This window comes from Proteus myxofaciens ATCC 19692, from assembly GCF_001654855.1.
Taxonomy (GTDB): domain Bacteria; phylum Pseudomonadota; class Gammaproteobacteria; order Enterobacterales; family Enterobacteriaceae; genus Proteus; species Proteus myxofaciens.
In genome coordinates this window covers 1-23,267 of the sequence record NZ_LXEN01000110.1, presented here as the reverse complement: position 1 = coordinate 23,267, position 23,267 = coordinate 1, and the positions used below count along the sequence as shown (strand labels likewise).

Here is a 23,267-nt window from a genome sequence, read left to right as displayed (position 1 = left end):
TTATTTAGAAGCAATGACTCGTTAGTCGCACTATTTGTAACTTTAACAATCAAACAATAACAAAACAAAGATAATCATTATGTTAAAAAAACATAACTTCTATTAGCGATAATTAATTTTTACGAAAATAGACAAATTTCTGTTGTTCAGATAGTGACTTATGCAATAATAGTGCTATATTAAGCAAAGACAATTTTTTTGTTGTACTAATTTTAAACCAGTATAAAGTATGTATGGTACGTTTTGTTATATCTTGTTCAGTACATCCTCTTCAAATATGCTATTACTTAACAAGATATAATAAATATTATTATTAGCTTTATTTTCATGCATAAAAATAAATACTCATTTTATTCGAGGTTCTTTTATTAATCTCTCAATGAATTATGTAACAAGTCATATTAATTGCTTATTCTGTAAGTATTTATCATTATTAAATGGCTTTTTCATTAATTCATATATCAATAAGTTATGGACGAATATTCACCAGAAAAAGTAGATTTAACTGAGTTGTCATTTCTATTTGAAGAGCTATTACAACAAGCCCTTAGCTCTCTAGAAAACAATATGACAACTTGGAATAATGATCTGAGTAGCGCAAAAAGTGTTAATTTAAATGTTCTTATTGAGCATATTATGAACTTTAGCTGGAAATTTAAGATAAAGTATCCTAATAAACATGCCATTAATACTCTAATTGAAGAGTACCTCGATGAAACATATAGTTTATTTGGTAATACCTCAATTTCCGACTCAGAACTAAATAATTGGAAAGAGTTAAACCAATCACTTTTAACTCTAATTGCTACAAATCCCACAAGTTTTATTAAGTAAAATTAATTACTTTTAATTTATTTAAAATAATAGAGAAAAGACAACATGACTAAGACAGACTACCTAATGCGTTTAAGAAAGTGCACTTCTATCGAAACATTAGAACGAGTGATTGAAAAGAATAAATACGAACTTACTGAAGATGAGCTTGAACTGTTTTATTCAGCAGCCGATCATCGTTTAGCTGAACTTACAATGAATAAGCTTTACGATAAAATCCCCGCCTCTGTTTGGAAATTTGTGAGATAATTAAACACTATTTATTGCCCTATTTTTCTTTTTTATGCTTATTTTTATAAAAATAGGTCTATTGATTTTTATTTAGGTTTCGTTTTATTCTCGTTTTTTTTCTATCAGTAGAATACTTACTTTATCATGCCGTACAGTTGCGGACGGCATGCGCATATTTCACTACTTACATTTTTTCAAATTTCTTTACATCTATTATCTAAAAATAATAGATTGTCATTTTTTATTTTTAATAAATAAAATGAAAAGAATAAGAAATGGATAAAAGAGAAGAGATGGATAATATAATTTTAAATTGAATAACACAAAAAGTGAAATTGGGTGGGGCCTTGCCAGCGACATCCCGGCACACACGACACTCATCATGGCTGCTTCCTTCCGGACCTGACCGAGTTAACAAGTTAGTGTTGCGGGAGAACCAACAAGACCCCATTGATGTCTTATTGCTAAGACGCTGAGTATTATCTTTTAAAGTGACCCAAATAGCAAGGGAACCCAATCTAAGTGATGATTAATTACCCAAATGAGTATTCTTTCTCATTGTTTTTTATTAATTCCTATCCTCTTTTTCATTACACCGTCTTCTGTAAATGATCATCGTACTTAACCCAGCAATAACAATCATAATGCGTAAAATTATGAATATTATTTGAGATAGCACCATAGATCATTTTTTATCTTAGTTTGAATTGTATATAATTCGTTTTATAAAAAATAATCACCTTATGATATAGGTACACTATGAGCCAGGCATTAACCGACCTCATCAATTTGATGAAGCTTGAAAAAATAGAAGAAGGTTTATTTCGAGGACAGAGTGAAGACTTAGGATTACCACAAGTATTTGGTGGGCAAGTTGTAGGACAGGCGCTCTATGCTGCAAAGCAAACTGTTGTAGAAAGCCGCCATATTAACTCTTTTCATAGCTATTTTTTACGACCAGGTGATAGTCATAAACCCATAGTTTACGATGTTGAAAATATTCGAGATGGCGGTTCTTTTAGTACACGTAGAGTTAGCGCCATCCAAAATGGCAAGCCTATTTTTTATATGACGGTGTCATTTCAAGAATTTGAAGAAGGTTTTGAGCATCAAGATAGTATGCCTGATGTTCCATTCCCTGATGAATTAGTCTCTCAAGATGAGATAATTAAGAAATTCGCATCAAAATTACCCGAGCCTATCAAAACATTTGCATTACGAGAAACACCATTTGAAGCACGACCAGTGCAATATTTCAGCCCATTTGGTTACCCTAAAGCACCCGCTGAACGTTATGTTTGGTATCGTAGCCGAGGAAAAATTGCAGCGGATCCTTTCTTACATCAATATTTACTGGGCTATATTTCTGATTTTGATTTTCTTCCTACATCGCTACAACCTTATGGTTTAGGTTTTTTACAACCTGAACTTCAAGTTGCAACGATTGATCATTCAATGTGGTTTCATCGCCCATTTAGTGTCGATAATTGGCTACTTTATGCTGTTGAAAGCCCATCAGCATCAGGTGGTAGGGGATTTGTCAGAGGAAAAATCTTTAATACAAATGGCCAGTTAGTGGCATCATCTGTTCAAGAAGGTGTTATTCGTAAAAAGCGGACTAAACATACTAAGTAGTATAGAAAAGCAGATATTCCCCCCTCTATATGAGGGGGAATAGACAATTATTGTTGATAAGCTCTCTCGCCATGCGTTGTTAAATCTAAACCATCATATTCTTCTTCTTGTGAAACACGCAATCCAACCAATTTATCCGCAATTTTAAAACTGATATAAGAAACAATACCAGACCATATTATCGTGATAATAACGCTAAATAATTGGGTTAAAACTTGTTGATTTAACGTGATACCTTCACTATAGCCAACACCACCAAGCGTTGATGATGTAAAAACACCGGTTAATAAGCATCCTGCAATACCGCAAGTTCCGTGAATACCAAAAACGTCACACACGTCATCCGCTTTTAACCAACGCTTTAGCATAACAACTCCCCATAAGCCAACAATACCACCAGCAAGCCCTATTATTAGCCCCCCCATAGGACCAACAGTACCTGCTGCTGGTGTAATCGCAACAAGGCCAGCAATACATCCTGAACAACTTCCCAGCATTGAAGGCTTACCTCTTATTAGCCATTCCGCTAATGTCCAAGAAAGCACTGCACCTGCTGTTGCAACAACGGTATTTAAGAAAGCAAGTGCAGCAATATTATTTGCACTCGCAGCTGAACCTGCATTAAATCCAAACCATCCAATATAGAGTACTGCTGTTCCTATAAAGACCATCGGTAAATTATGTGGTTTTAATGCAGTATGTTGATAATCACTACGCTTTCCAAGTAAGTAAGCGCCAACAAGGGCAGCAACTGCTGCATTGATATGAACGACAGTACCACCTGCAAAATCAAGTGCGCCATCATCAATTAACCATCCACCATCACCCCAGACCATATGAGCAATAGGCACATAGGAGAATGTAAACCAAATAACACAAAAGATAAGTAGAGCAGAAAAACGAATTCGTTCACCTAACGCACCCACAATTAGAGCGATAGTGATAACTGCAAATGAGCCTTGAAAAGCAACATGAATATATTGGTTGATAGTCCCCGTTAAATCATTGATTGATATATTATTTAAAAAAGTAAGTGACCACCCACCAAAGAATTTATTACCGACTGAAAATGCTAAACTATAACCAAAAGTGATCCAAAGAATAATTACAACACTAAATATCAGCATCACTTGTGTCATTAATGATAAGACATTTTTACTGCGTAATAATCCACCATAAAAAAGACCGATGCCAGGCAACGTCATAAAGAAAACCAAAGCAGCACAAATCAACATAAAACCATTATCTGCCTTATCAGCAATAACGGTCTCTGTTGCAAAAACAGGTAATGAAAAGTATGTAAGTGCTAACATTAATAAAATATAAGGTAAACGTTTCATAAGAATTTTCCTTAAAGTGCTTCATCGCCAGACTCGCCAGTGCGAACACGGATTGCCTGAGATAATTCAAAAATAAATACTTTTCCATCACCCACTTTTCCTGTATCTGTTGTTTGAATAATAGCGTGTGTTACAGGCTCAAGTAGCTCATCACTTATTGCTATTTCTATTTTTACCTTAGGTAAAAAATTTACTTCATATTCAGCACCTCTATACAACTCTGCATGCCCTTTCTGTCGACCATATCCTTTTACTTCACTAATCGTCATTCCCTGAATACCTAATTCAGATAATGCTTCTCTAACATCTTCTAGCTTAAATGGCTTAATTATTGCGATGATATATTTCATATAAACCTCTGTGGTTTTAGGGTGAACAAAATAGATAAAGCAAAATCAATGCCAATAATTAATCCATTGAAAAATAAACAAATATTGCTAAAAAAATAGAATTAAAAAAGAGAAATCACTAAATTAGTGCATAAAGAAAACATAAATAAATGGAAAGGAAATAATGATAGGCAATAAGAGGACGTAAATAATAATACGTCCTCTTTGAGTGAGATGAGAATATTTAATGATTAAATTGACTTAATTAACAGTATGTTAAGTTACATCAACTTGCTCTTCTACTAGTAATGATTCTTTGACTTTTTGAAGCTGATACATATGGTAGTATCGCCCTTTTTGAGAAAGCAATTGGGCATGATCACCTTGTTCAACAATTGCACCACGATGAAGCACAACAATTTGATTTGCCTCCGTAATCGTTGACAATCTATGAGCAATTACTATCAGTGTTGTATTTTCCCTTAATACTTTTAACGCTTTTTGTATTGCCTGCTCTGTACCTGAATCAATATTAGCTGTTGCTTCATCTAATATCAGTATTCTAGGTGGAATAAGTAATACTCTTGCTAATGAAAGTAATTGTTTTTGCCCTGCTGATAAACGACTACCTTGTTCCCCTAATGAAGTCTGTAAACCATCAGGCAATGATTTAACCCAATTATCCAGTTGCACTATTTTTAACACATCCCAAAGATGGGACTCATTACACTCTCGCCCTAGCGTAATGTTGTCGTACAATGTACCTGATAATAGAACGGGATCTTGCTGTACCATTGCAATATTGTGGCGCAATACAGAATGTGAATAGCTTTCTAAAGGATGACCATCAATATCAATATTTCCTTTCTGCCAAGGATAGTTACCCATTAATAAGCTAGCTAATGTACTTTTTCCACTCCCTGTATGACCAACAAAGGCAATAAAATGATGTGATGGTATCGTTAAGTTAATCTCTTTTAATACCCATTGCTGTTCACGATAGGCAAACCAAAGATCACGAATATTGATTTCACCGTTTGTAATGATGCTATCAGATGTGCCGTAGTTCTGAATTGGCGCATCCATTAGCTCAAAGACACGCTCACCCGAAACAACCGCCTGTTGTAAAATAGATTGTTGTGATGTCAATGTGATTAGTGGCTCGTTTAATCGTCCTAGATAACTAATAAAGGCGTATATAACACCAACACCAATGACTGCGCTACCTTGGTAGCCGAAAAGTATTAATAATCCACATAAAACTAATGCTGAGAGCATACTAAGCAAAGGACGCAACAATATCCCATCTAATTTTAGCGCCTTCATACGTGCGCCATAATGTTGCCAGCTATCATTTGATATTCTTTCACCGAATCGTGCTTGTTGCCTAAATTGCTGAATAACAGGCATACCATTAATCACTTCATGAAAGCCATCATTAATATTGGCAAGAAAATGGCGAACATTACGCACAATAGGTGTACTTAATCGCTGATATAGCATCATCACACCAATAACGACGGGGAATATCGTCATTGCGACTAGTGCCATTTGCCACTCTAATAAAAACATTGCTATTAGCATGACAACAACCAAAGCAATCGCTCTAAATAGCGTTGGTAGCACATTCACAAAAAGATCTTTTATTGTTTCTGTATCGTTAGTAACTCGAGAAATTAATTGACCTACTGGCTGATTATCAAACGCGCTTAAAGGCTGTTTGAGCGCAGAAGCCATAACATCTGTTCGAAGTTGCTGAACAATCCCTACTGCTGCAGAGTTAAAGGCAATAGCTTGATAATAATGCAATAGAGCTGCAATAATTTGTAAAATAATAAAAGCACAGGCTAAGCCCAGCGCTGAAAATAACTCAACATTATCGGTTGCAACTTTTTTATCAATAAAATAGCTGATAATAAGAGGGCCACCTACTTCTGCAATAGCAGCAACCCATAACATAGCAACCCCCCATGTCATCGGTTTTTGGTAGCTTCTTCCATAAGTTAATAAACGCTTTAATGTTGGCCACAGTGCTTTAACGGATTTACTTTTATTTATCGTCATCCAATGCAGCCTCTAATTGTTGATAATGATACATATCTTGATACCAGCCAGGGACTGAAATAAGTTTTTGATGAGTGCCTTGTTCTGTAACAATACCTTGTTTCAAGACAAGGATATTTGAAGCCTCAACAAGCGCTGATAAGCGATGTGCCGTGATAATCAGTGTTCTATCTTTTCGCCACTGCGATAAATTTTGTAGGATTTGATATTCTGTTTGCCCATCAACAGCAGATAGCGCATCATCTAATAATAAAATTTCAGCATCGAGTAACAATGCACGCGCTATAGAAATACGTTGTTTTTGACCACCTGATAGCATAACGCCTTTTTCACCCACTTGCGTTTGATAGCCATCAGGAAGATGTTCAATATCTTCATGAATATTGGCGAGTTTTGCGACAGCAATAATTTCATCATGTGTTGCATCAGGACGACCAAGGGCTATATTGCCTGCAATTGTGTCAGAAAACAGAAAAGGTGTTTGATTAACAACCGCTAAACGTGCTCGCCATTCATCAAGTTTTAGTTGATAAATAGGAATCGATTGAAAGCTAATTTCGCCTTCAGTAACATCATAATGTCGCTGAATAAGTGAGAGTAACGTACTTTTTCCTGAGCCAGTCATACCACAAATACCCAACATTTCGCCAGGTGATAACGTGAAATGGATATCCTTAAGGATATCAGTTTCCTGTTCAGGATAATGAAAGCGCTGGATATCTACTTTTAATACACCACGTTCATTTGAAGGAGAAAGTAAACCATCCTTCATATCTGGCTTTTCATCTAATAATGCATTAATCCGACTATAAGCAGCACTACCTCGCTCAACGATATTAAACATCCAAGCAAGCGCTAACATAGGCCAAATCATTTGCCCTAGGTACATTACAAAACTTGTGAGCTCACCTAAGGTCATTTTATCTTGTAAAACAAGATAGCTACCACCAGCGACGGCAAATAAATTCGATAAACCGATAGCAATAAAAATAGTAGGATCAAATAAAGCATCAACCCTAGCTACTCGCATATTTTGATGGCCTGTTTCTTTGGCAACATCATCAAAACGAGAAGTATGCTGTTGTTCTAGACCAAAAGATTTGATCATACGGATACTGCTCAAGCTTTCTTGAGCTTGATTATTCAGTGATGAGAACAGTGATTGTGCTTTTTTAAAACGATGATGTAACTTATCACCATAACGTTTAATTAAAATTGCCATAATTGGCATAGGGAGTAGTGAAATAAGGGTTAATTGCCAGCTTAATTGAATGCTCATCATTACAAGAACAGCCAGTCCCATCACCATAGAGTCTACAAGTGTAAGCACTCCCTCACCTGCTGCAAAAACCACTTTATCAACATCATTAGTTGTACGAGCAATTAAATCGCCAGTGCGGTAACGATGATAAAAAGAAGAGGATTGTAGGCTGAGTTGCTGATAAACCTGCATACGTAATTTTACAGCAAGCTGATAAGATGCACCGAATAACCATAGTCGCCAAACATAACGTAAAAGATAAACGGCAATAGCAATGACAACCATAGCCCCCACCCAAACCATGACGTTTTTGAATGAGAAACTATGTTTATCAACACCATCAACAATAATTCCAACAATTTTTGGTGGGATCACTTGTAACACAGCAATCACGATTAATAAGCAAATGGCCCCGGCATAACGACGCCATTCACTGAGGAAATACCAACTAAGCTGAGAAAATAGAGCCACGCCTTAAATCCTAAGGTTATTTAAAAATAAATTGCCAGTTGGTAAAGAATGGATTTTATTCAGGTATCGGCATTGCCGTTGTGTATTTAATTTTTTCCATCGCAAAGTTTGAAACGACATCAATAAGTCCTGGAACACCATTTACCATGCGTTTATAAAACTTATCATAACTTTTCATGTCGACAACTTCTACGTGCATAAGATAATCACACTCACCTGCCATTCGATAGAATGTCAGTACTTCTGGCATTTGTTTAACAAATGAAACGAATTCTTCATACCATTCGCTACTATGTTGTTGTGTTCTTATCATAACAATAACTGTTAGACCTAGCCCAATTTTTTCACTATCAAGCAATGCAACACGTTTACGAATATACCCATCGTCTTCCAATCTTTTCAATCGTTTCCAGCAAGGTGTTGAGGTTAGGTTAACTGCCTCAGCGAGTGTGTTCAATGAGAGGCTTGAATCTTCTTGTAATAGTGCTAATAACTTCTTGTCAATTTTATCTAACATAAATACTCCTTCAAAATATGCCCCCGTTAAAAATAGTGATAACCTTCACCTTACCTATAAGAATAATCATCAACTGATAAAACGATTATTAATTGCCATAATATTGGCAATATTATGCGTACAAACACCTATAAAAACTCAATATTCAGGAGTATTCTGATGAAAAAAACGGTCGTTGTCTTTAGTGGTGGACAAGATTCGACAACATGCCTTATCCAAGCAATAGAACAGTACGATGAAGTACATTGTATTACCTTTAATTATGGGCAACGTCATAAAGAAGAAATTGAGGTAGCACAAAAAATAAGTCATTTATTAGGCGTAGCTGCACATAAAGTCTTAGATGTTAGCTTACTTAATGAGTTAGCTATTAGCAGTTTAACACGAGATAATATTCCTGTTCCTGACTTTAAAGAAAGCGAAGAAAGCGATATTCCAAGCACATTTGTACCAGGTAGAAATATTCTATTTCTTACATTAGCGGCTATTTATGCTTATCAAATTGGTGCAGAAAGTGTTATTACTGGTGTATGCGAAACTGATTTCTCTGGCTATCCTGATTGTCGAGATGAATTTGTTAAAGCATTAAACCACGCGGTTAATTTAGGTATTGCTCGTGATATTAAATTTATCACACCACTAATGTGGCTAGACAAAGCACAAACCTGGGCTCTGGCTGATTACTATAATAAATTAGAATTTATTCGTAATGAGACATTAACTTGCTACAACGGTGTTCAAGGTGATGGTTGTGGCGAATGTGCGGCATGCCATTTAAGAGCTCGTGGGCTAGCTATGTATTTGCAAGATAAATCTCGCATAATGACATCAATGAAAAAAAGTGTTGGCCTCAAATAATCACGCTATCTTAGTTTTAAATTATTTGATAATAGTTTGATTTATATGAAATGTTTTTTATTACAGCACTTTGATACTAATTTATAGAATAAGTATTCATAATAATTTTTTAAGGCGCTAGCAGTGATAATTTTAAGTTATCACTGCGTATATTAAGTTCATTTGTATTTAGCCTATATTGGCTCGCTTAATTCATTCACATCAGATCCTGATTTCACTTTTGCCACAATAGTAAATTAAAAGAGTCACTCAGTTTGCTACTTAATTACCGGCAATAGTTCTTTTGATTTATCTTAATCCTCTGATTGTCTAACATACTCAAGTTTTTCTTTTAACTGTTCTGTCAGCGTTAATGCTTTTTTAGTTTTACTATCAATAAGAACAAAAGTAATTAATGCATCTGAAATTAAAGCATTATCACTTTTTCTAACAATTTTTTGAGCAAGTACACCGCTTTTAATACCAATTTCTGAAACTTGGCAATCTATAATTAACTCGTCCCCTAAGCTTGCAGGTAAACGATAGTTAATATTGATATTTGCAACCACTAGCGCTACGCCATTACGCTTAAACCAAGAAAAATCTAAATGTTGTTTTATCCAATCCCAACGGGCCTGTTCTAAAAATTCAAGATAACGAGCATTATTTACATGCTCAAAAACATCTAAGTGAAATCCATAAACTTTAATTAATGTGCTCATTTTTTATTACCTTTTGATTATTAATAAAACTTTTAACTATTACGTAACGTAAAGGTAAATATAGCAAAAAATAGATTAAGTAATTAACTAATCCTGATTATTCACAATTAGTATATTAAATTTATGACAGAACTCTATAAATCGTACTCTTTCCATTGTATAAAAAAGAGTACGTATAGATAAAAAAAGAGATAATACAGTAAATTACTATTCGTGAATGCGACAGATAAAACTATCGCTGTCTATTAACCGATAATAATAAAGTCTCTATTTTGATCGATAAGTTTTACACCAATACCGAACACTTTTTCAAGTTGTTCTATAGAACTAAAACGACCTAATTTTTCACGATAATCAATAATGGCTTGAGCCTTCGCTTTACCAATACCTTTTAATGCCATAAGCTCATCAAGCGTTGCTGTATTAATATCAACTTTGCCTTCTGTATTAGCTTTTATCTCGGTCTCTGCTCCTTGCTTAACCTCTCCTTTTTCGATAGAAATCATGGGTGTTGTTGGCGCAATATCATCAGCATATGAAATAGGTGAAAAACTAACACCTAACGCTAGAAAAATAGGGGCGATAAATTTCAAACTCATTAATTTTGAAACTCTTTTTTGATCCATTTTTATAACTCTCCTTTTTATAAACATCATTAATTTTGATATAAGCAGCATTTACCGCTTATAAAAAAATAATGCCAACACATTGAAATATAATCAATTAAAGGAAGTTAAAAATACGAGTAAGTTAGATAAATAAAAAATAGCCAAAAGAAATATGGCAAAAAAAACACGAGCGCTATCACACTAAGTAAATAAAAATAGCGAGCGAAATAATTTTATAAATAGATAATCGAGTGAACTGTAGAGATAAAAAAACCCCCAGTAATTGATGGTTCAACTATTGGGGGTTATTCCATTAAGCTAAGTTTTTATGAGTGATTGAATATAACTTATTGATAGTCTCTATCAAAAATCTCAATTTTAGCTTTATCTTTTAAGTCTTTTAGCATCAACTGTAAGGCTTCTTCACCCATTTGAGTCCGATAAAGGTTAGCCATAAATTCAAGTTGCTCAGTTGATGGCTTGCCATCTGTAACACCGTCTAACTCAATTAACACGGCTTTTGAGCCTGGTATATGAGAAATACCATACTCTTTTTTGCCTTCAGCTGGTTTTGGCATAGAGAAAACGGCTGTTTGTATTGCATCAGTTGATGAAGAGTGTGACATGCTTTCTGTCGCACCAAAAGAGACGTTAGCCGCTTTCATTGCTTCTTCACCCTTACCTTCTTTTAACGCCGTCAGTAACTTCTGAGCTTCACTATCCATAGCCTTAGCCGCTTTTTGCTGTTTAACCAATAAAGTGGCTTTGTCACGAACTTTATCTAGTGGCTCTGTCGCTGATGGCTTGTAGCCTTCAACACGAACAATAAACGCGCTGTCATTACCAAATGTCACCATATCTGAATTCATACCTGTAGGGCCATTTTCATCAATGAGTGAACCACCAAAGAGAAGTTGTGTCAGCTTCTCGTTATTTAATGCAGCAGGTACAGTGGATTCATCAAACCAATCTGTACTAATCACCTTTGTATTGCCCGCTTTAGCCGCTGACTCTAACGTATCATTATCATTAGATGCCGCTTCGCTTACTTTTTGCTGTAATGCAAAGAAATCATCAATTGCTTTGTTTTCACGCATTTTCGCAATTAAGTCATTTTTAGCATCAGAGAATGGTTTCTCAACAGAAGGTTTAACATCATCAAGGCGGAAAATAGCATAACCATTGCTCACTTTTACTGGCTCAGAATATTGCCCTTTCTCAGTTAAATTTGCGTTTGCTAATTCAGGTAGCTCTTGACCAATAGTTATCCAACCTAAAGAACCATCTTGCTTAGCAGAGAAGGAATCTGTTGATTTTTCTTTAACTAATTTAACGAAATCAGCACCCTTTTTCAGTTCGGCTTCAGCAGCTTTTGCATCTGCCTCATCAGCTAACATTAAAATACTGTATTTTTTCTGACCTGGCGTTGTGAACTCGCTGATATTACTATCATAATACGCTTTTGCTTCATCATCAGTAATCGTGATGTTGCTCAAGTCTTTTTGTGCATTAATTTGGATATAGCTGATTTTTAGCTGTTCTGGTGCTACGAACATTTGGGAATTCTGATCGTAAAATGCTTTCACCTCTTCATCAGATGCAGTCTCTTTTTCTAAGAATGACTGAATATCTAATGTGGCTAAACGCACGTTACGTGTTTGTAACATCAAATCAGCAAAACTTTTGACTTCACTTTCTAAGGCAAAATCAGTGCCCTGAATAGAATATTGTAATTGCTGATTAATCAGATTTTGACGAATATTTTCAGCAAATGCATCTGCATCTATATGATTACTAGTTAATAAATCAACGTATTTTTTATTATCAAATTTGCCGTTAGTTTGAAAATAAGGAAGCGCAAAAATGGCATCTCTAATCTGCTGATCACCCGCAGAAATACCTAAATTTAGAGCAAATTGATTTAATAATGCTTGGTTAATAAGCATATCAAGCGCTTGTTGACGAATAAGCTTTTGTCCATCGTCAGAAGCAGCAAGAGCCGCGAAATTATCACCCATATCTTGTTGTAATTGAGCACGACGTTGTTGATAAGCTTGTTCAAGTTGAGAACGACTTATTTTATATCCATTAACTTCAGCGGCATCATTAACGCCTGAGCTAAATAGATATCCACCCACACCGGTTAGAACGAAAGAGAGGATTATCACAGCTAATACCACTTTGATAATTGGGTTATCAGCAGTTGAACGAATGTTGTCCATCATAACGAGACGAGGCTCCGTTTGGTGAAGTAAAAAATTATTTTATTAGCGTTACACGACTAATGTGAGCACAACTTATCAATATGCTCATGCTGACTGATATCAAAATGTCACAATACATAACATCCTTTCAAAATAGCCAGTCTCGTATAAAAATATGCACGCCTATGCATTTTCTAACACAGAGAAAACTAAACAGCATTATTTGATCCATTGATTTTACTCGTCACTGAATCATTCATTGTTGTCTATTTCAGTTATAGAATAACGCGCTATTCTATCAAATGACTACGCTAGTTTCACGTCTTATCGCCAGAGAATACACGCTTTAATCATCACGTAGCTTTGATAATACGTTCACTTTTCCCAAAAAAAGAAAAGCGCACCGTTAAAGATGCGCTTTTTTACTTAATTGAGTTATTTTCACTGATTTAATGTTTAAATAAAAACAGTAAATAGCGAAAAAACAATTCAATATTATTGATTCACTGCGTCTTTCAGACCTTTACCAGCACGGAATGCAGGTACTTTTGCAGCTTCAATTTGAATTTCTTTACCCGTTTGTGGGTTACGACCAGTACGAGCTGCACGATCACGTACAGTGAACGTACCGAAACCTACTAGTGCAACATCATCACCTTTTTGTAAAGATTCAGTGATAGAAGAAACCAGAGCATCTACAACACGACCTGCTGCCGCTTTTGAGATATCTGCATTTGCAGCAATTTTGTCGATCAGTTGAGTTTTATTCACGCGTTCATCCCCATAATTTTGTGCGTTATTTTTTACCATTAATGGTAAATTTTGCAAACGTCGTTATATCAGGTCTTTTTAGAGATAACAAGGCTGATAAAACAGCATGTTTAATTAAAATCCCCATTAAATTAACGACACAAAAAAAGGCTGGCAAGCTTTAATTGCTTATCCAGCCTTAATTTTAGCTATAATTTATGACCAATATCACTCATTAATGAGATTTGTTAGTCACTACTTCCATGCCAAACGGTGATTTTTCTAGTGCTAGAGATAAAACTTCCTCAATTGTCTTAACAGGATGAATATCCAAGTCTGCAACAATATTTTCAGGAATTTCTTCTAAATCACGTTTGTTTTCATCAGGGATAAGAACTGTCTTAATTCCACCACGATGTGCAGCAAGTAACTTTTCTTTCAGTCCACCAATCGGTAAAACTTGTCCACGTAACGTGATTTCACCTGTCATTGCAACATCAGAACGAACAGGGTTACCCGTTAAGCTTGATACCAATGCCGTACACATAGCAATACCAGCACTTGGACCATCTTTTGGTGTTGCACCTTCTGGCACGTGTACATGCATATCACGTTTCTCATAGAAATCGTTGTTGATACCTAGCTTTTCAGCTCTTGCACGTACAACCGTCATTGCTGCTTGGATAGATTCTTGCATGACTTCACCCAAAGAACCAGTGAATGTCAGCTTACCTTTACCTGGCACACTTGCTGTTTCGATAGTCAGTAGGTCACCACCCACTTCTGTCCATGCTAAGCCTGTGACCATACCAACGCGATTTTCTGTATCCGCTCTTCCGTAGTCAACTTTGCGAACACCTAAGAAATCTTTGAGATTGTCTTCATTGATTTCGATGTGTTTCACTTTTTTGTCCATCAGAAGCTGTTTAACCGCTTTACGACATAATTTAGAGATTTCACGTTCTAAACCACGCACACCCGCTTCACGAGTGTAATAGCGAATAATCCCCATAATCGCACTATCATGAATAGTCAGCTCATTGGCCTTTAATGCATTACGCTCAATTTGTTTTGGCAATAGATGTTGCTTTGCAATATTGAGTTTTTCATCTTCTGTGTAACCTGATAAGCGAATGACTTCCATACGGTCTAATAACGGTGCTGGAATATTCATTGAGTTAGAGGTTGCAACAAACATCACATCAGATAAATCGTAATCCACTTCCAAATAATGATCGTTAAATGCGATATTTTGCTCAGGATCTAACACTTCTAACAGTGCAGAGGCAGGATCACCACGCATATCAGATGCCATTTTATCAATTTCGTCTAATAGGAAAAGCGGGTTTTTAACACCAACTTTTACCATTTTCTGAATGAGCTTACCTGGCATTGACCCGATATAAGTGCGACGATGTCCACGGATTTCAGCTTCATCACGAACGCCACCTAATGCCATGCGAACATATTTACGACCTGTCGCACGAGCAATAGATTGTCCTAATGAGGTTTTACCGACACCTGGCGGTCCTACTAAGCATAAAATGGGGCCTTTTATTTTGCTTACTCGCGATTGAACAGCAAGATATTCAAGAATTCGGTCTTTTACACGCTCTAAGCCATAGTGGTCAGTATCAAGCACTTCTTGCGCTTTCACTAAGTCTTTTTTGACTTTGCTACGGCTATTCCAAGGTACTTGAACCATCCAATCAATGTAGCTACGTACGACTGTTGCTTCAGCAGACATTGGCGACATCATTTTTAATTTCTGAAGTTCCGCCTCTGTCTTTTCTTTTGCCTCTTTAGGCATTTTCGCTGCATCAATTTTACGTTTTAGCGATTCCATTTCATCAGGTGCATCATCCATCTCACCTAATTCTTTCTGGATAGCCTTCATTTGCTCATTGAGGTAATACTCTCTCTGGCTTTTTTCCATCTGCTTTTTAACGCGATTACGAATGCGTTTTTCAACTTGTAGCAGATCGATTTCTGATTCCATCATCGCCATTAAATATTCTAGGCGTTCTGTCACATCAGACATTTCAAGCACGGCTTGCTTATCTTTCAGTTTCAATGGCATATGAGAAGCAATGGTATCTGCTAATTTTGCAGACTCTTCAATTGTATGCAGTGAAGCTAAAACTTCTGGCGGAATTTTTTTATTCAGTTTGATGTAACCTTCAAACTGATTAATCGCTGTGCGATTTAATACTTCTTGCTCACGCTCGTCTACAGCTGGCGTTTCAAGGTATTCAGCTTTGGCCTGAAAATACTCCCCATTATCAGACAGTGTCGTGATTTTGGCACGACGAATACCTTCAACAAGTACTTTTACTGTTCCATCTGGTAGTTTCAACATCTGTAAAACAGACGCTACAGTACCAACGGAAAAAAGATCATTAACACCTGGTTCGTCAGTAGATGCATCTTTCTGCGCAACCAGCATGATTTGTTTGTTGTCATTCATTGCAGCTTCTAAGCAATGAATTGATTTTTCACGGCCAACAAACAACGGGATCACCATATGCGGATATACAACGACATCACGTAATGGCAATACAGGTATTTCAATACGTTCTGGACGCTCAGGATTCATAGAGCTCTCTCTTCGTTTTTAGCTTAACGCTTTTACAGGTAATTTTATTCGCATATCACCAAATAAAATTAATTCCACGGATTGTCAAAATATATAAGGGCATTTTTCCGACATTCAATAGCATTACCCATTAAAAAAACAAAATGAGGGAAAAATCCCTCATTTTTATGGCGTTGGCGCGCTTTATCTGACTTCTTCACACAAATTATGAAAGAAAAACAGATAATGTCAGACAAGAGACATTGCCAATGTACGGTGTATTATTCACCTGAAGCCTGGTTTTCAGGTTGACTATAAATAATCAACGGCTCAGATTTTCCATTGATAACGCCATCATCAATAACGACTTTTTGGGCATTTTCAAAAGAAGGAAGATCATACATCGTATCAAGTAATGCAGCTTCAACAATCGAGCGCAAACCACGAGCTCCGGTTTTACGTATCATGGCTTTTTTCGCGATTGCTGTCAGCGCTTCTTTACGGAATTCTAAATCCACACCTTCGAGCTTAAATAGCGCTTGATACTGTTTAGTTAACGCATTTTTAGGTTCTTGTAAGATTTGAATTAACGCATCTTCTGTTAATTCACCTAACGTTGCAACAACCGGTAAACGACCAATGAACTCAGGGATCAAACCAAATTTAATCAGATCTTCTGGTTCCACTTTGGAGAGTAACTCACCTTCACTCGCTTTTTCATTTTGGCTTTTAACTTCAGCACCAAAACCAATGCCTGAGTGCGTGTTTAAACGCTGTGCAACAACTTTATCAAGACCTGCGAACGCACCACCACAGATAAAGAGGATTTTAGAAGTATCAACTTGTAAAAACTCTTGTTGTGGATGCTTACGACCACCTTGTGGTGGAACAGAAGCGACCGTCCCTTCCACTAATTTTAATAATGCTTGCTGAACACCTTCACCTGACACATCACGTGTAATAGATGGATTTTCAGATTTGCGAGTTATTTTGTCTATTTCATCAATATACACAATACCACGTTGTGCTTTTTGCACATCGTAATCGCATTTTTGTAGCAGTTTTTGGATAATATTTTCAACATCTTCACCCACATAACCCGCTTCTGTTAGCGTTGTTGCATCTGCCATTGTAAAAGGGACATCAAGATAACGAGCCAATGTTTCAGCAAGCAGTGTTTTACCACTCCCTGTAGGCCCTATTAGCAGGATATTACTTTTACCTAACTCAACACCATCAGCTTTATCACCTGTACGCAGGCGTTTATAGTGGTTATAAACGGCAACAGCTAATACTTTTTTTGCCAGTTCCTGACCGATAACATAGTCATCAAGGTGCTTACGGATTTCATGCGGCGTTGGCAATTCACTGCGTTCTTGATGAGGTGCCAATTCTTTTATTTCTTCACGAATAATATCGACACAAAGATCAACGCATTCATCGCAGATATAAACCGACGGACCCGCAATAAGTTTTTTAACTTCATGCTGGCTTTTACCGCAGAAAGAGCAATACAGAAGCTTCCCTGAGCTATCTTTGCGCTTATCTGTCATCAGTCAACCTCACTTAGTTATTCTTCTTATGACGTCACAAGAAGAAGAAAATACTTTTTACAATAAAGATTGATAATCATTTTATCGATGAGATTTTAATCACCAACAAAATGTAATAATCATTAGCTACGTTGCGTATAGACTTTATCAACTAACCCATAGTTTAACGCTTCATTAGCGGATAAGAAACGATCACGCTCAGTGTCTTTTTCTATTTCTTCAATAGATTTACCTGTATGTTGAGCCATTAGCTCATTCATACGAGATTTAACTTTTAGAATTTCTTGAGCATGGATTTGAATATCCGTAGCTTGACCTTGGTATCCACCTAAAGGCTGATGGATCATCACACGAGAATTAGGCAGACAAATACGTTTACCTTTTGCACCCGCTGATAATAAAAACGCCCCCATTGAACACGCTTGCCCCATACAAATTGTACTTACATCCGCTTTGATGTATTGCATGGTATCATAGATAGACATCCCCGCAGTGATAACACCACCAGGTGAGTTAATGTATAAATTGATGTCTTTCTCAGGGTTTTCCGCTTCTAAAAACAGCATCTGAGCAACGATTAGATTGGCCATATGATCTTCGACTTGGCCAGTCAGAAAAATAATACGTTCTTTTAATAAACGTGAATAAATGTCGTAAGAGCGCTCTCCTCGTGAGGTTTGCTCTATAACCATAGGCACCAGAGCCATATTAGGTGCGAATTGTTCCTGTGTGTCGTTAAATGACATGTCTGTCTCCTATTGCATTCTTATTGGTGCCAAAGACAACAATTTTACTTGAGATAATTGATCATGACCATTTCTAATGATCTAATCTCTCACAAGACATTCGAGTCGCCTCGCGAGGAGTGATAATGAGAATATAGAATTATCTGGCGATAATTATTCAAATTTCAAGGCAAAGTTCGATAAAAGTACACAAACTGAAAAAAACCCGTGGCATAAAACCACGGGTTTTTACTTAAAAACCGATATTCGCGGTTTAAAATTAACCCATTTGAACTTGGTTCATTAGTTCAGTGAAGTTAGTTTCTTTTTCAGTTACTTTAGCATTTGCTAAGATTTTTTCTACCGCTTGTTCTTCTAAAGCAAGATTACGAATGTTATTCATTAATTCTTCGTTCTTGCTGTAGAACTCAACAACTTCAGATGGATCTTCGTATGCTGAAGCCATTTCATCAATCAGCGTTTTAACGCGCTCATCTTCTGCTTGTAATTCGTTACTATTGATCACTTCACCTAACAGTAATCCAACGATTACACGACGTTTTGCTTGTTCTTCAAACAATTCACGTGGTAATTGCAGAGCTTGTTTCTCATCACCGCCGAAACGTTGTGCCGCTTGACGTTGTAGCACTTCGATTTCGCTATTGATAGCAGCCGCAGGAACATCAATGTCATTAGCGTTAACTAAACCATCGATTACTTGTGATTTAACACGAGTACGGATTGCATTTTTCAGTTCACGTTCCATGTTTTTACGCACTTCTGTACGTAAACCATCGATAGAACCATCAGCAATACCAAAACGTTTGATGAACTCTTCTGTTAATTCTGGCAGTTCACGTTCTTCAACTTTTTTCAGGTTAATAGCAAACTGTGCTTTTTTACCTTTCAGGTTTTCAGCGTGGTAATCTTCAGGGAAAGTCACATCAATTGTGAATTCTTCACCTGCTTTATGACCAACAACACCGTCTTCGAAACCTGGGATCATACGGCCTTGGCCCATAGCCAATACGAAGTCTTCAGCTTTTCCGCCTTCAAACTCTTCACCGTCGATAGAACCGTTAAAATCAACAGTTACACGATCTTCTGCACTCACTTCGCCGTCTTTATCTTTCCATTCAGCTTGTTGTTTACGCAGCGTTTCTAACATGTTGTCTACATCTTCATCTTTAACAGTGACAACAGGTTTTTCAACTTCAATGCCTTCTAGGCCTTTCAGTTCGATTTCTGGGAAAACTTCGAACTCAACAGAGTAAACGAAGTCTTCACCTTCTTTATATTGCTCTGGTTTATAGTCAGGCGCGCCAACTGGATTGACTTTATTTTCGATGATAGCGTTAATGAAATTACGCTGCATCAGATCACCCAGAACGTCGTTAAGAACAGACATACCATAACGCTGCTTAACCATAGTCATTGGAACTTTACCTTTACGGAAGCCATCAATGCGAACATTTTTAGCAGCTTTTTTCAGTTCACTCTCTACAGCAGTTTGGATATCAGCGGCTGGTACTGTGATTGTGACACGACGACCTAGGCCTTGAGTCGTTTCAACGGAAACTTGCATCTTGTTACCTCAAAATAAGTTTTAGTGCTCAGTCTACTTTAAAGGAAGCTAACGTGATATTCACTGTTAGTCTTACGCTATTTTCATAACCGGGGCCGCCACATTTAAAAAACGAGGATCCCTGATATCAAAGCATCCCGAAACCTTACTGAAAATTAGACGCGACATTATAACGATCTCGAGGGGATGAGTCGAGAAAGAGCCGTTTTATTCCTCAATTTTTTCATAAAATCGGGTAAAATGTTCCTTTTATCCCCAATAAAGACCAAAAAATAAGCATCTTTCAAATAGTTTAATAATTAACACTTAGCGAGTTAATCTTCTTGGCTACCACCACGGCATCCCGGTGAGCGTAATGCTTTATCTTGTTGCTCATCCCATTCATTCAATGTAAAAGTGTGAAGCGCTAATGCATGAACTCCATTATCCATTTCATGTGTTAGTGTTTGATACACCTCTCTATGACGCGAAACACTACGTTTATCATTAAACTCATCACTTACGATGATCACTTTAAAATGACTTTCAGAGCCTTCAGGTACATTATGACGATGACTTTCATTTATGACTTGCAAAACATGTGGAGAAAAGCGTGAAGCAAGCTTACTCTCGATATCATCACGGATCATTTCAACCCCTACGAACACAAAATAAAAATTAAATGATTTACAAAAAAAAGCCTTAAGTAGCCTTTTATTCTCTGTAATCACTCATTTTCCTCGATTATTTTTAAAGATAATCGCCTATTTTTCATCTTGAGTAAAATTTTTGCTCACGAAATAAAACATCAGAAAATGTAAAAGTGCTTAATTTAAAAGAAAATTAGCTGATAAAATCAGATAAATTCGTTTGTGAAAGGGATATTAGCAATAGATCAGCAATGGTATGATAGATTAAATTTATAAAACTTTTCTGCTTACTAAGCAGCCAATTTATTTAAACGAGAATATATCATGATTAAAAATATACTCTGTGCTGTTTTTGCATTAACACTCCTTTCAGGCTGTGCGACGCCTAGCAATAAATTATCGATTGAACCCACTATGTCAGTACCTGCGGCTGACCCTACCATGCGCCCAATCTCTTTAAATATCGCCAGCCAAGATAAGCGTCCATCAAAAACCTTAGCGGAAATTAATCGTAACGGAAAACTAGATGTATTAGTGCCAACACGCGACCTTTCCTTTTTAATGCAAGAAGTATTACAAAAACAGATGATTGCAAGAGGTTTCATGGTAGGCTCACCCGCGGCGGCTGATGTCATTATCGTAATCAATAAACTTAATGCTGATGTCAGCGAAGGTAGTGTACGTCATAGCATTAGTGCAAGTGCCGATATCTCTGTTATTGTCACCCTTCCTAATGGTAGCTCTAATACGAAAACATTTCGCGCTAGCCACAATGTTCAAGGTCCATTTGGTGCAAGTAATGAGAAAATTGCCGCTGCCATTAATAATGTCTTAACTGAATTAGTAAAAGATATGGCGAAAGACGCCTCAGTAAGTCAATTTATTAAATCAAACGCTCGTTAATTCAATTGGAAAAGCGCCCGTTAATTTACAGGCCGTAGAAAGGAATTTTTGCATGGTTCAACCAGCCTTTAAACAAACCACTTGGTATAAATCGTTTATCTTACTGTTACTTGGTTTTACATCAGGCTTGCCTCTGGCATTAACAGCAGGAACGTTACAAGCATGGATGACAGTTGAAGACATCGATTTAAAAACGATTGGTTTTTTCTCTTTGGTTGGACAAGCTTATGTTTTTAAATTCTTATGGTCTCCATTTATGGATCGCTATACACCTTCTTTTTTAGGGCGCCGTAGAGGGTGGATGCTATTAACGCAAATTGGCCTAGTAATAGGCATCGCTGGAATGGGGTTTTTAAACCCAAGTCATCACTTATGGTGGCTTGCCTCTCTTGCTGTCATTGTCGCTTTTTGCTCAGCATCACAAGATATTGTTTTTGATGCTTATAAAACAGATATCTTAAAAGCAGATGAAAGAGGCACAGGTGCTGCGGTTTCTGTATTAGGCTATCGTATTGCAATGCTGGTGTCAGGTGGAATGGCGCTATGGCTCGCTGATAAATATATTGGCTGGCAGAATATGTATTGGCTAATGGCAGCCTTAATGGGTATAGGTATTATAGCAACGTTATTAGCACAAGAACCTGAAATTGAAGTAAAACCACCTCGTACTCTTTCTGATGCTGTCGTTAAACCATTACACGAATTCTTTTCACGCAATAATGCGTGGCTCATTTTATTGCTTATTGTACTTTATAAAATGGGAGATGCTTTTGCTCTTAGCCTCAGCACCACCTTTTTAATTCGTGGAGTGGGCTTTCTTGCAGGCGATGTCGGCTTAGTGAATAAAACACTAGGATTAGCCGCAACTATTATCGGTGCATTATTAGGTGGGATATTAATGCGCCGATTGAGTTTATTTAAAGCATTAATGATCTTTGGCATATTACAAGGTGCCTCTAATATTGGATATTGGTATTTAGCCATTTCCTCAAAAAGTCTTATCAGCATGGGCGCTGTTGTTGCCCTTGAAAATATTTGCGGAGGAATGGGAACAGCGGCTTTTGTGGCCTTATTAATGACGCTTTGTCATAAATCGTTTTCCGCCACACAATTTGCCTTACTCTCCGCATTAGCCGCTATCGGTCGTGTTTATGTTGGGCCTGTTGCTGGTTGGTATGTTGAAAGCCATGGTTGGGAAGCTTTTTATTTATTCTCAATTGTTGCTTCTGTGCCTGGTCTTATTTTATTACTGGTATCAAAAAGTACGCTTAATTACACCCAAGAAACCGGTGAGTTTTTAAGAAGAACCCACTTTATTAAGCAATATCGCTTTGCTATTTATGGTCTAATGCTTACAGGATTACTCTTTGCTTGTAGTTTACTCTTTGTGATTACTCATTTTGTTATTGATTTAAAAAGCGTTCAATCAATGGGTTTTCTACAATCAATAGATCGCGAATTCTTAACAAGCTGGACTTCTACGCTCTTTTTCTA

Annotated in this window: 20 protein-coding genes and 1 other RNA gene; 6 read left to right on the top strand and 15 right to left on the bottom strand. The window is 36.8% G+C overall.

The window, feature by feature from the left end; translation table 11 throughout:
- The first annotated feature begins 471 nt into the window (after positions 1 to 471).
- Both tomB and M983_RS11860 read left to right on the top strand, forming a co-directional pair.
- The gene (tomB, locus tag M983_RS11865; RefSeq protein ID WP_066751013.1) at positions 472 to 834 is read left to right on the top strand and encodes an Hha toxicity modulator TomB; all 363 of its coding nucleotides are present in this window, start codon (positions 472 to 474) and stop codon (positions 832 to 834) included.
- Between the two features lie 45 nt (positions 835 to 879).
- Entirely contained in the window at positions 880 to 1,083 is a 204-nt protein-coding gene (locus M983_RS11860) for an HHA domain-containing protein (protein ID WP_066751010.1), read from the top strand.
- 327 nt (positions 1,084 to 1,410) lie between these two features.
- Here the strand turns inward: M983_RS11860 and ffs are convergent.
- An RNA gene (ffs, locus tag M983_RS11855) (signal recognition particle sRNA small type) lies at positions 1,411 to 1,507 on the bottom strand.
- 317 nt (positions 1,508 to 1,824) lie between these two features.
- On the opposite strand from ffs, the gene tesB reads away from it, so the two are divergent.
- Entirely contained in the window at positions 1,825 to 2,700 is an 876-nt protein-coding gene (tesB, locus tag M983_RS11850) for an acyl-CoA thioesterase II (protein ID WP_066751008.1), read from the top strand.
- 47 nt (positions 2,701 to 2,747) lie between these two features.
- Here the strand turns inward: tesB and amtB are convergent, their stop codons facing one another.
- From amtB to M983_RS11825, 5 genes are all read right to left on the bottom strand, one after another.
- Positions 2,748 to 4,013 carry an ammonium transporter AmtB gene (gene amtB / locus M983_RS11845; protein WP_425415197.1) on the bottom strand — a complete coding sequence of 422 codons (1,266 nt, stop codon included), beginning with the start codon at positions 4,011 to 4,013 and terminating at the stop codon, positions 2,748 to 2,750.
- Between the two features lie 38 nt (positions 4,014 to 4,051).
- Positions 4,052 to 4,390: a P-II family nitrogen regulator gene (locus M983_RS11840; RefSeq protein WP_066751004.1), complete on the bottom strand. Its 339-nt coding sequence runs from the start codon at positions 4,388 to 4,390 to the stop codon at positions 4,052 to 4,054.
- Between the two features lie 255 nt (positions 4,391 to 4,645).
- On the bottom strand, positions 4,646 to 6,433 hold the full coding sequence (locus tag M983_RS11835) for a SmdB family multidrug efflux ABC transporter permease/ATP-binding protein (protein ID WP_066751002.1): 1,788 nt from the start codon (positions 6,431 to 6,433) through the stop codon (positions 4,646 to 4,648).
- Complete coding sequence (locus tag M983_RS11830; RefSeq protein WP_066751000.1) at positions 6,420 to 8,165, bottom strand: SmdA family multidrug ABC transporter permease/ATP-binding protein; 1,746 nt, start codon at positions 8,163 to 8,165, stop codon at positions 6,420 to 6,422. Before M983_RS11830 ends, M983_RS11835 begins: the two co-directional genes overlap by 14 nt.
- 55 nt (positions 8,166 to 8,220) lie before the next feature.
- Positions 8,221 to 8,682: an Lrp/AsnC family transcriptional regulator gene (locus tag M983_RS11825; RefSeq protein ID WP_066750998.1), complete on the bottom strand. Its 462-nt coding sequence runs from the start codon at positions 8,680 to 8,682 to the stop codon at positions 8,221 to 8,223.
- 159 nt (positions 8,683 to 8,841) lie between these two features.
- On the opposite strand from M983_RS11825, the gene queC reads away from it, so the two are divergent.
- Positions 8,842 to 9,540 carry a 7-cyano-7-deazaguanine synthase QueC gene (gene queC, locus M983_RS11820; RefSeq protein ID WP_066750995.1) on the top strand — a complete coding sequence of 233 codons (699 nt, stop codon included), beginning with the start codon at positions 8,842 to 8,844 and terminating at the stop codon, positions 9,538 to 9,540.
- Positions 9,541 to 9,833: 293 nt separating this feature from the next.
- Here the strand turns inward: queC and M983_RS11815 are convergent, their stop codons facing one another.
- The 9 genes from M983_RS11815 to bolA form a co-directional block, all read right to left on the bottom strand.
- Positions 9,834 to 10,241, bottom strand: a complete 408-nt coding sequence (locus M983_RS11815) for an acyl-CoA thioesterase (RefSeq protein ID WP_066750992.1) — start codon at positions 10,239 to 10,241, stop codon at positions 9,834 to 9,836.
- A gap of 245 nt (positions 10,242 to 10,486) precedes the next feature.
- Positions 10,487 to 10,867, bottom strand: a complete 381-nt coding sequence (locus M983_RS11810; protein ID WP_083954594.1) for a ComEA family DNA-binding protein — start codon at positions 10,865 to 10,867, stop codon at positions 10,487 to 10,489.
- 329 nt (positions 10,868 to 11,196) lie between these two features.
- Positions 11,197 to 13,074, bottom strand: coding sequence for a peptidylprolyl isomerase (gene ppiD, locus M983_RS11805; RefSeq protein ID WP_066750988.1), 1,878 nt, complete (start codon positions 13,072 to 13,074; stop codon positions 11,197 to 11,199).
- Between the two features lie 474 nt (positions 13,075 to 13,548).
- Positions 13,549 to 13,863, bottom strand: coding sequence for a nucleoid-associated protein HU-beta (hupB, locus tag M983_RS11800; RefSeq protein WP_066750986.1), 315 nt, complete (start codon positions 13,861 to 13,863; stop codon positions 13,549 to 13,551).
- A 175-nt stretch (positions 13,864 to 14,038) separates the two neighbouring features.
- Positions 14,039 to 16,399, bottom strand: a complete 2,361-nt coding sequence (gene lon, locus M983_RS11795; protein ID WP_066750984.1) for an endopeptidase La — start codon at positions 16,397 to 16,399, stop codon at positions 14,039 to 14,041.
- A 260-nt stretch (positions 16,400 to 16,659) separates the two neighbouring features.
- The gene (clpX, locus tag M983_RS11790; RefSeq protein WP_066750823.1) at positions 16,660 to 17,931 is read right to left on the bottom strand and encodes an ATP-dependent protease ATP-binding subunit ClpX; all 1,272 of its coding nucleotides are present in this window, start codon (positions 17,929 to 17,931) and stop codon (positions 16,660 to 16,662) included.
- Positions 17,932 to 18,053: 122 nt separating this feature from the next.
- Positions 18,054 to 18,677, bottom strand: coding sequence for an ATP-dependent Clp endopeptidase proteolytic subunit ClpP (clpP, locus tag M983_RS11785; RefSeq protein ID WP_066750821.1), 624 nt, complete (start codon positions 18,675 to 18,677; stop codon positions 18,054 to 18,056).
- A gap of 259 nt (positions 18,678 to 18,936) precedes the next feature.
- Positions 18,937 to 20,241 carry a trigger factor gene (gene tig, locus M983_RS11780; protein WP_066750818.1) on the bottom strand — a complete coding sequence of 435 codons (1,305 nt, stop codon included), beginning with the start codon at positions 20,239 to 20,241 and terminating at the stop codon, positions 18,937 to 18,939.
- A 314-nt stretch (positions 20,242 to 20,555) separates the two neighbouring features.
- Positions 20,556 to 20,870 carry a transcriptional regulator BolA gene (gene bolA, locus M983_RS11775; RefSeq protein WP_066750815.1) on the bottom strand — a complete coding sequence of 105 codons (315 nt, stop codon included), beginning with the start codon at positions 20,868 to 20,870 and terminating at the stop codon, positions 20,556 to 20,558.
- Positions 20,871 to 21,194: 324 nt separating this feature from the next.
- Here bolA and M983_RS11770 point away from each other — a divergent pair, with 324 nt between their 5' ends.
- Positions 21,195 to 21,773 carry a YajG family lipoprotein gene (locus M983_RS11770; protein ID WP_066750813.1) on the top strand — a complete coding sequence of 193 codons (579 nt, stop codon included), beginning with the start codon at positions 21,195 to 21,197 and terminating at the stop codon, positions 21,771 to 21,773.
- Between the two features lie 52 nt (positions 21,774 to 21,825).
- Positions 21,826 to 23,267 (top strand): muropeptide MFS transporter AmpG (gene ampG / locus M983_RS11765; protein ID WP_074388169.1); only part of this gene is annotated, 1,442 nt, incomplete at its 3' end.

Excerpts from the sequence above, each read along its gene's own strand:
- bolA (WP_066750815.1), bottom strand. The coding sequence starts at position 20,870 with ATGATCCGTGATGATATCGAGAGTAAGCTTGCTTCACGCTTTTCTCCA.
- M983_RS11815 (WP_066750992.1), bottom strand. The coding sequence starts at position 10,241 with ATGAGCACATTAATTAAAGTTTATGGATTTCACTTAGATGTTTTTGAG.
- hupB (WP_066750986.1), bottom strand. The coding sequence starts at position 13,863 with ATGGTAAAAAATAACGCACAAAATTATGGGGATGAACGCGTGAATAAA.
- amtB (WP_425415197.1), bottom strand. The coding sequence starts at position 4,013 with ATGTTAGCACTTACATACTTTTCATTACCTGTTTTTGCAACAGAGACC.
- tig (WP_066750818.1), bottom strand. The coding sequence starts at position 20,241 with ATGCAAGTTTCCGTTGAAACGACTCAAGGCCTAGGTCGTCGTGTCACA.
- lon (WP_066750984.1), bottom strand. The coding sequence starts at position 16,399 with ATGAATCCTGAGCGTCCAGAACGTATTGAAATACCTGTATTGCCATTA.
- M983_RS11840 (WP_066751004.1), bottom strand. The coding sequence starts at position 4,390 with ATGAAATATATCATCGCAATAATTAAGCCATTTAAGCTAGAAGATGTT.
- M983_RS11825 (WP_066750998.1), bottom strand. The coding sequence starts at position 8,682 with ATGTTAGATAAAATTGACAAGAAGTTATTAGCACTATTACAAGAAGAT.
- tesB (WP_066751008.1), top strand. The coding sequence starts at position 1,825 with ATGAGCCAGGCATTAACCGACCTCATCAATTTGATGAAGCTTGAAAAA.
- M983_RS11810 (WP_083954594.1), bottom strand. The coding sequence starts at position 10,867 with ATGGATCAAAAAAGAGTTTCAAAATTAATGAGTTTGAAATTTATCGCC.
- clpP (WP_066750821.1), bottom strand. The coding sequence starts at position 18,677 with ATGTCATTTAACGACACACAGGAACAATTCGCACCTAATATGGCTCTG.
- tomB (WP_066751013.1), top strand. The coding sequence starts at position 472 with ATGGACGAATATTCACCAGAAAAAGTAGATTTAACTGAGTTGTCATTT.
- M983_RS11860 (WP_066751010.1), top strand. The coding sequence starts at position 880 with ATGACTAAGACAGACTACCTAATGCGTTTAAGAAAGTGCACTTCTATC.
- M983_RS11835 (WP_066751002.1), bottom strand. The coding sequence starts at position 6,433 with ATGACGATAAATAAAAGTAAATCCGTTAAAGCACTGTGGCCAACATTA.
- ppiD (WP_066750988.1), bottom strand. The coding sequence starts at position 13,074 with ATGATGGACAACATTCGTTCAACTGCTGATAACCCAATTATCAAAGTG.
- clpX (WP_066750823.1), bottom strand. The coding sequence starts at position 17,931 with ATGACAGATAAGCGCAAAGATAGCTCAGGGAAGCTTCTGTATTGCTCT.
- queC (WP_066750995.1), top strand. The coding sequence starts at position 8,842 with ATGAAAAAAACGGTCGTTGTCTTTAGTGGTGGACAAGATTCGACAACA.
- M983_RS11770 (WP_066750813.1), top strand. The coding sequence starts at position 21,195 with ATGATTAAAAATATACTCTGTGCTGTTTTTGCATTAACACTCCTTTCA.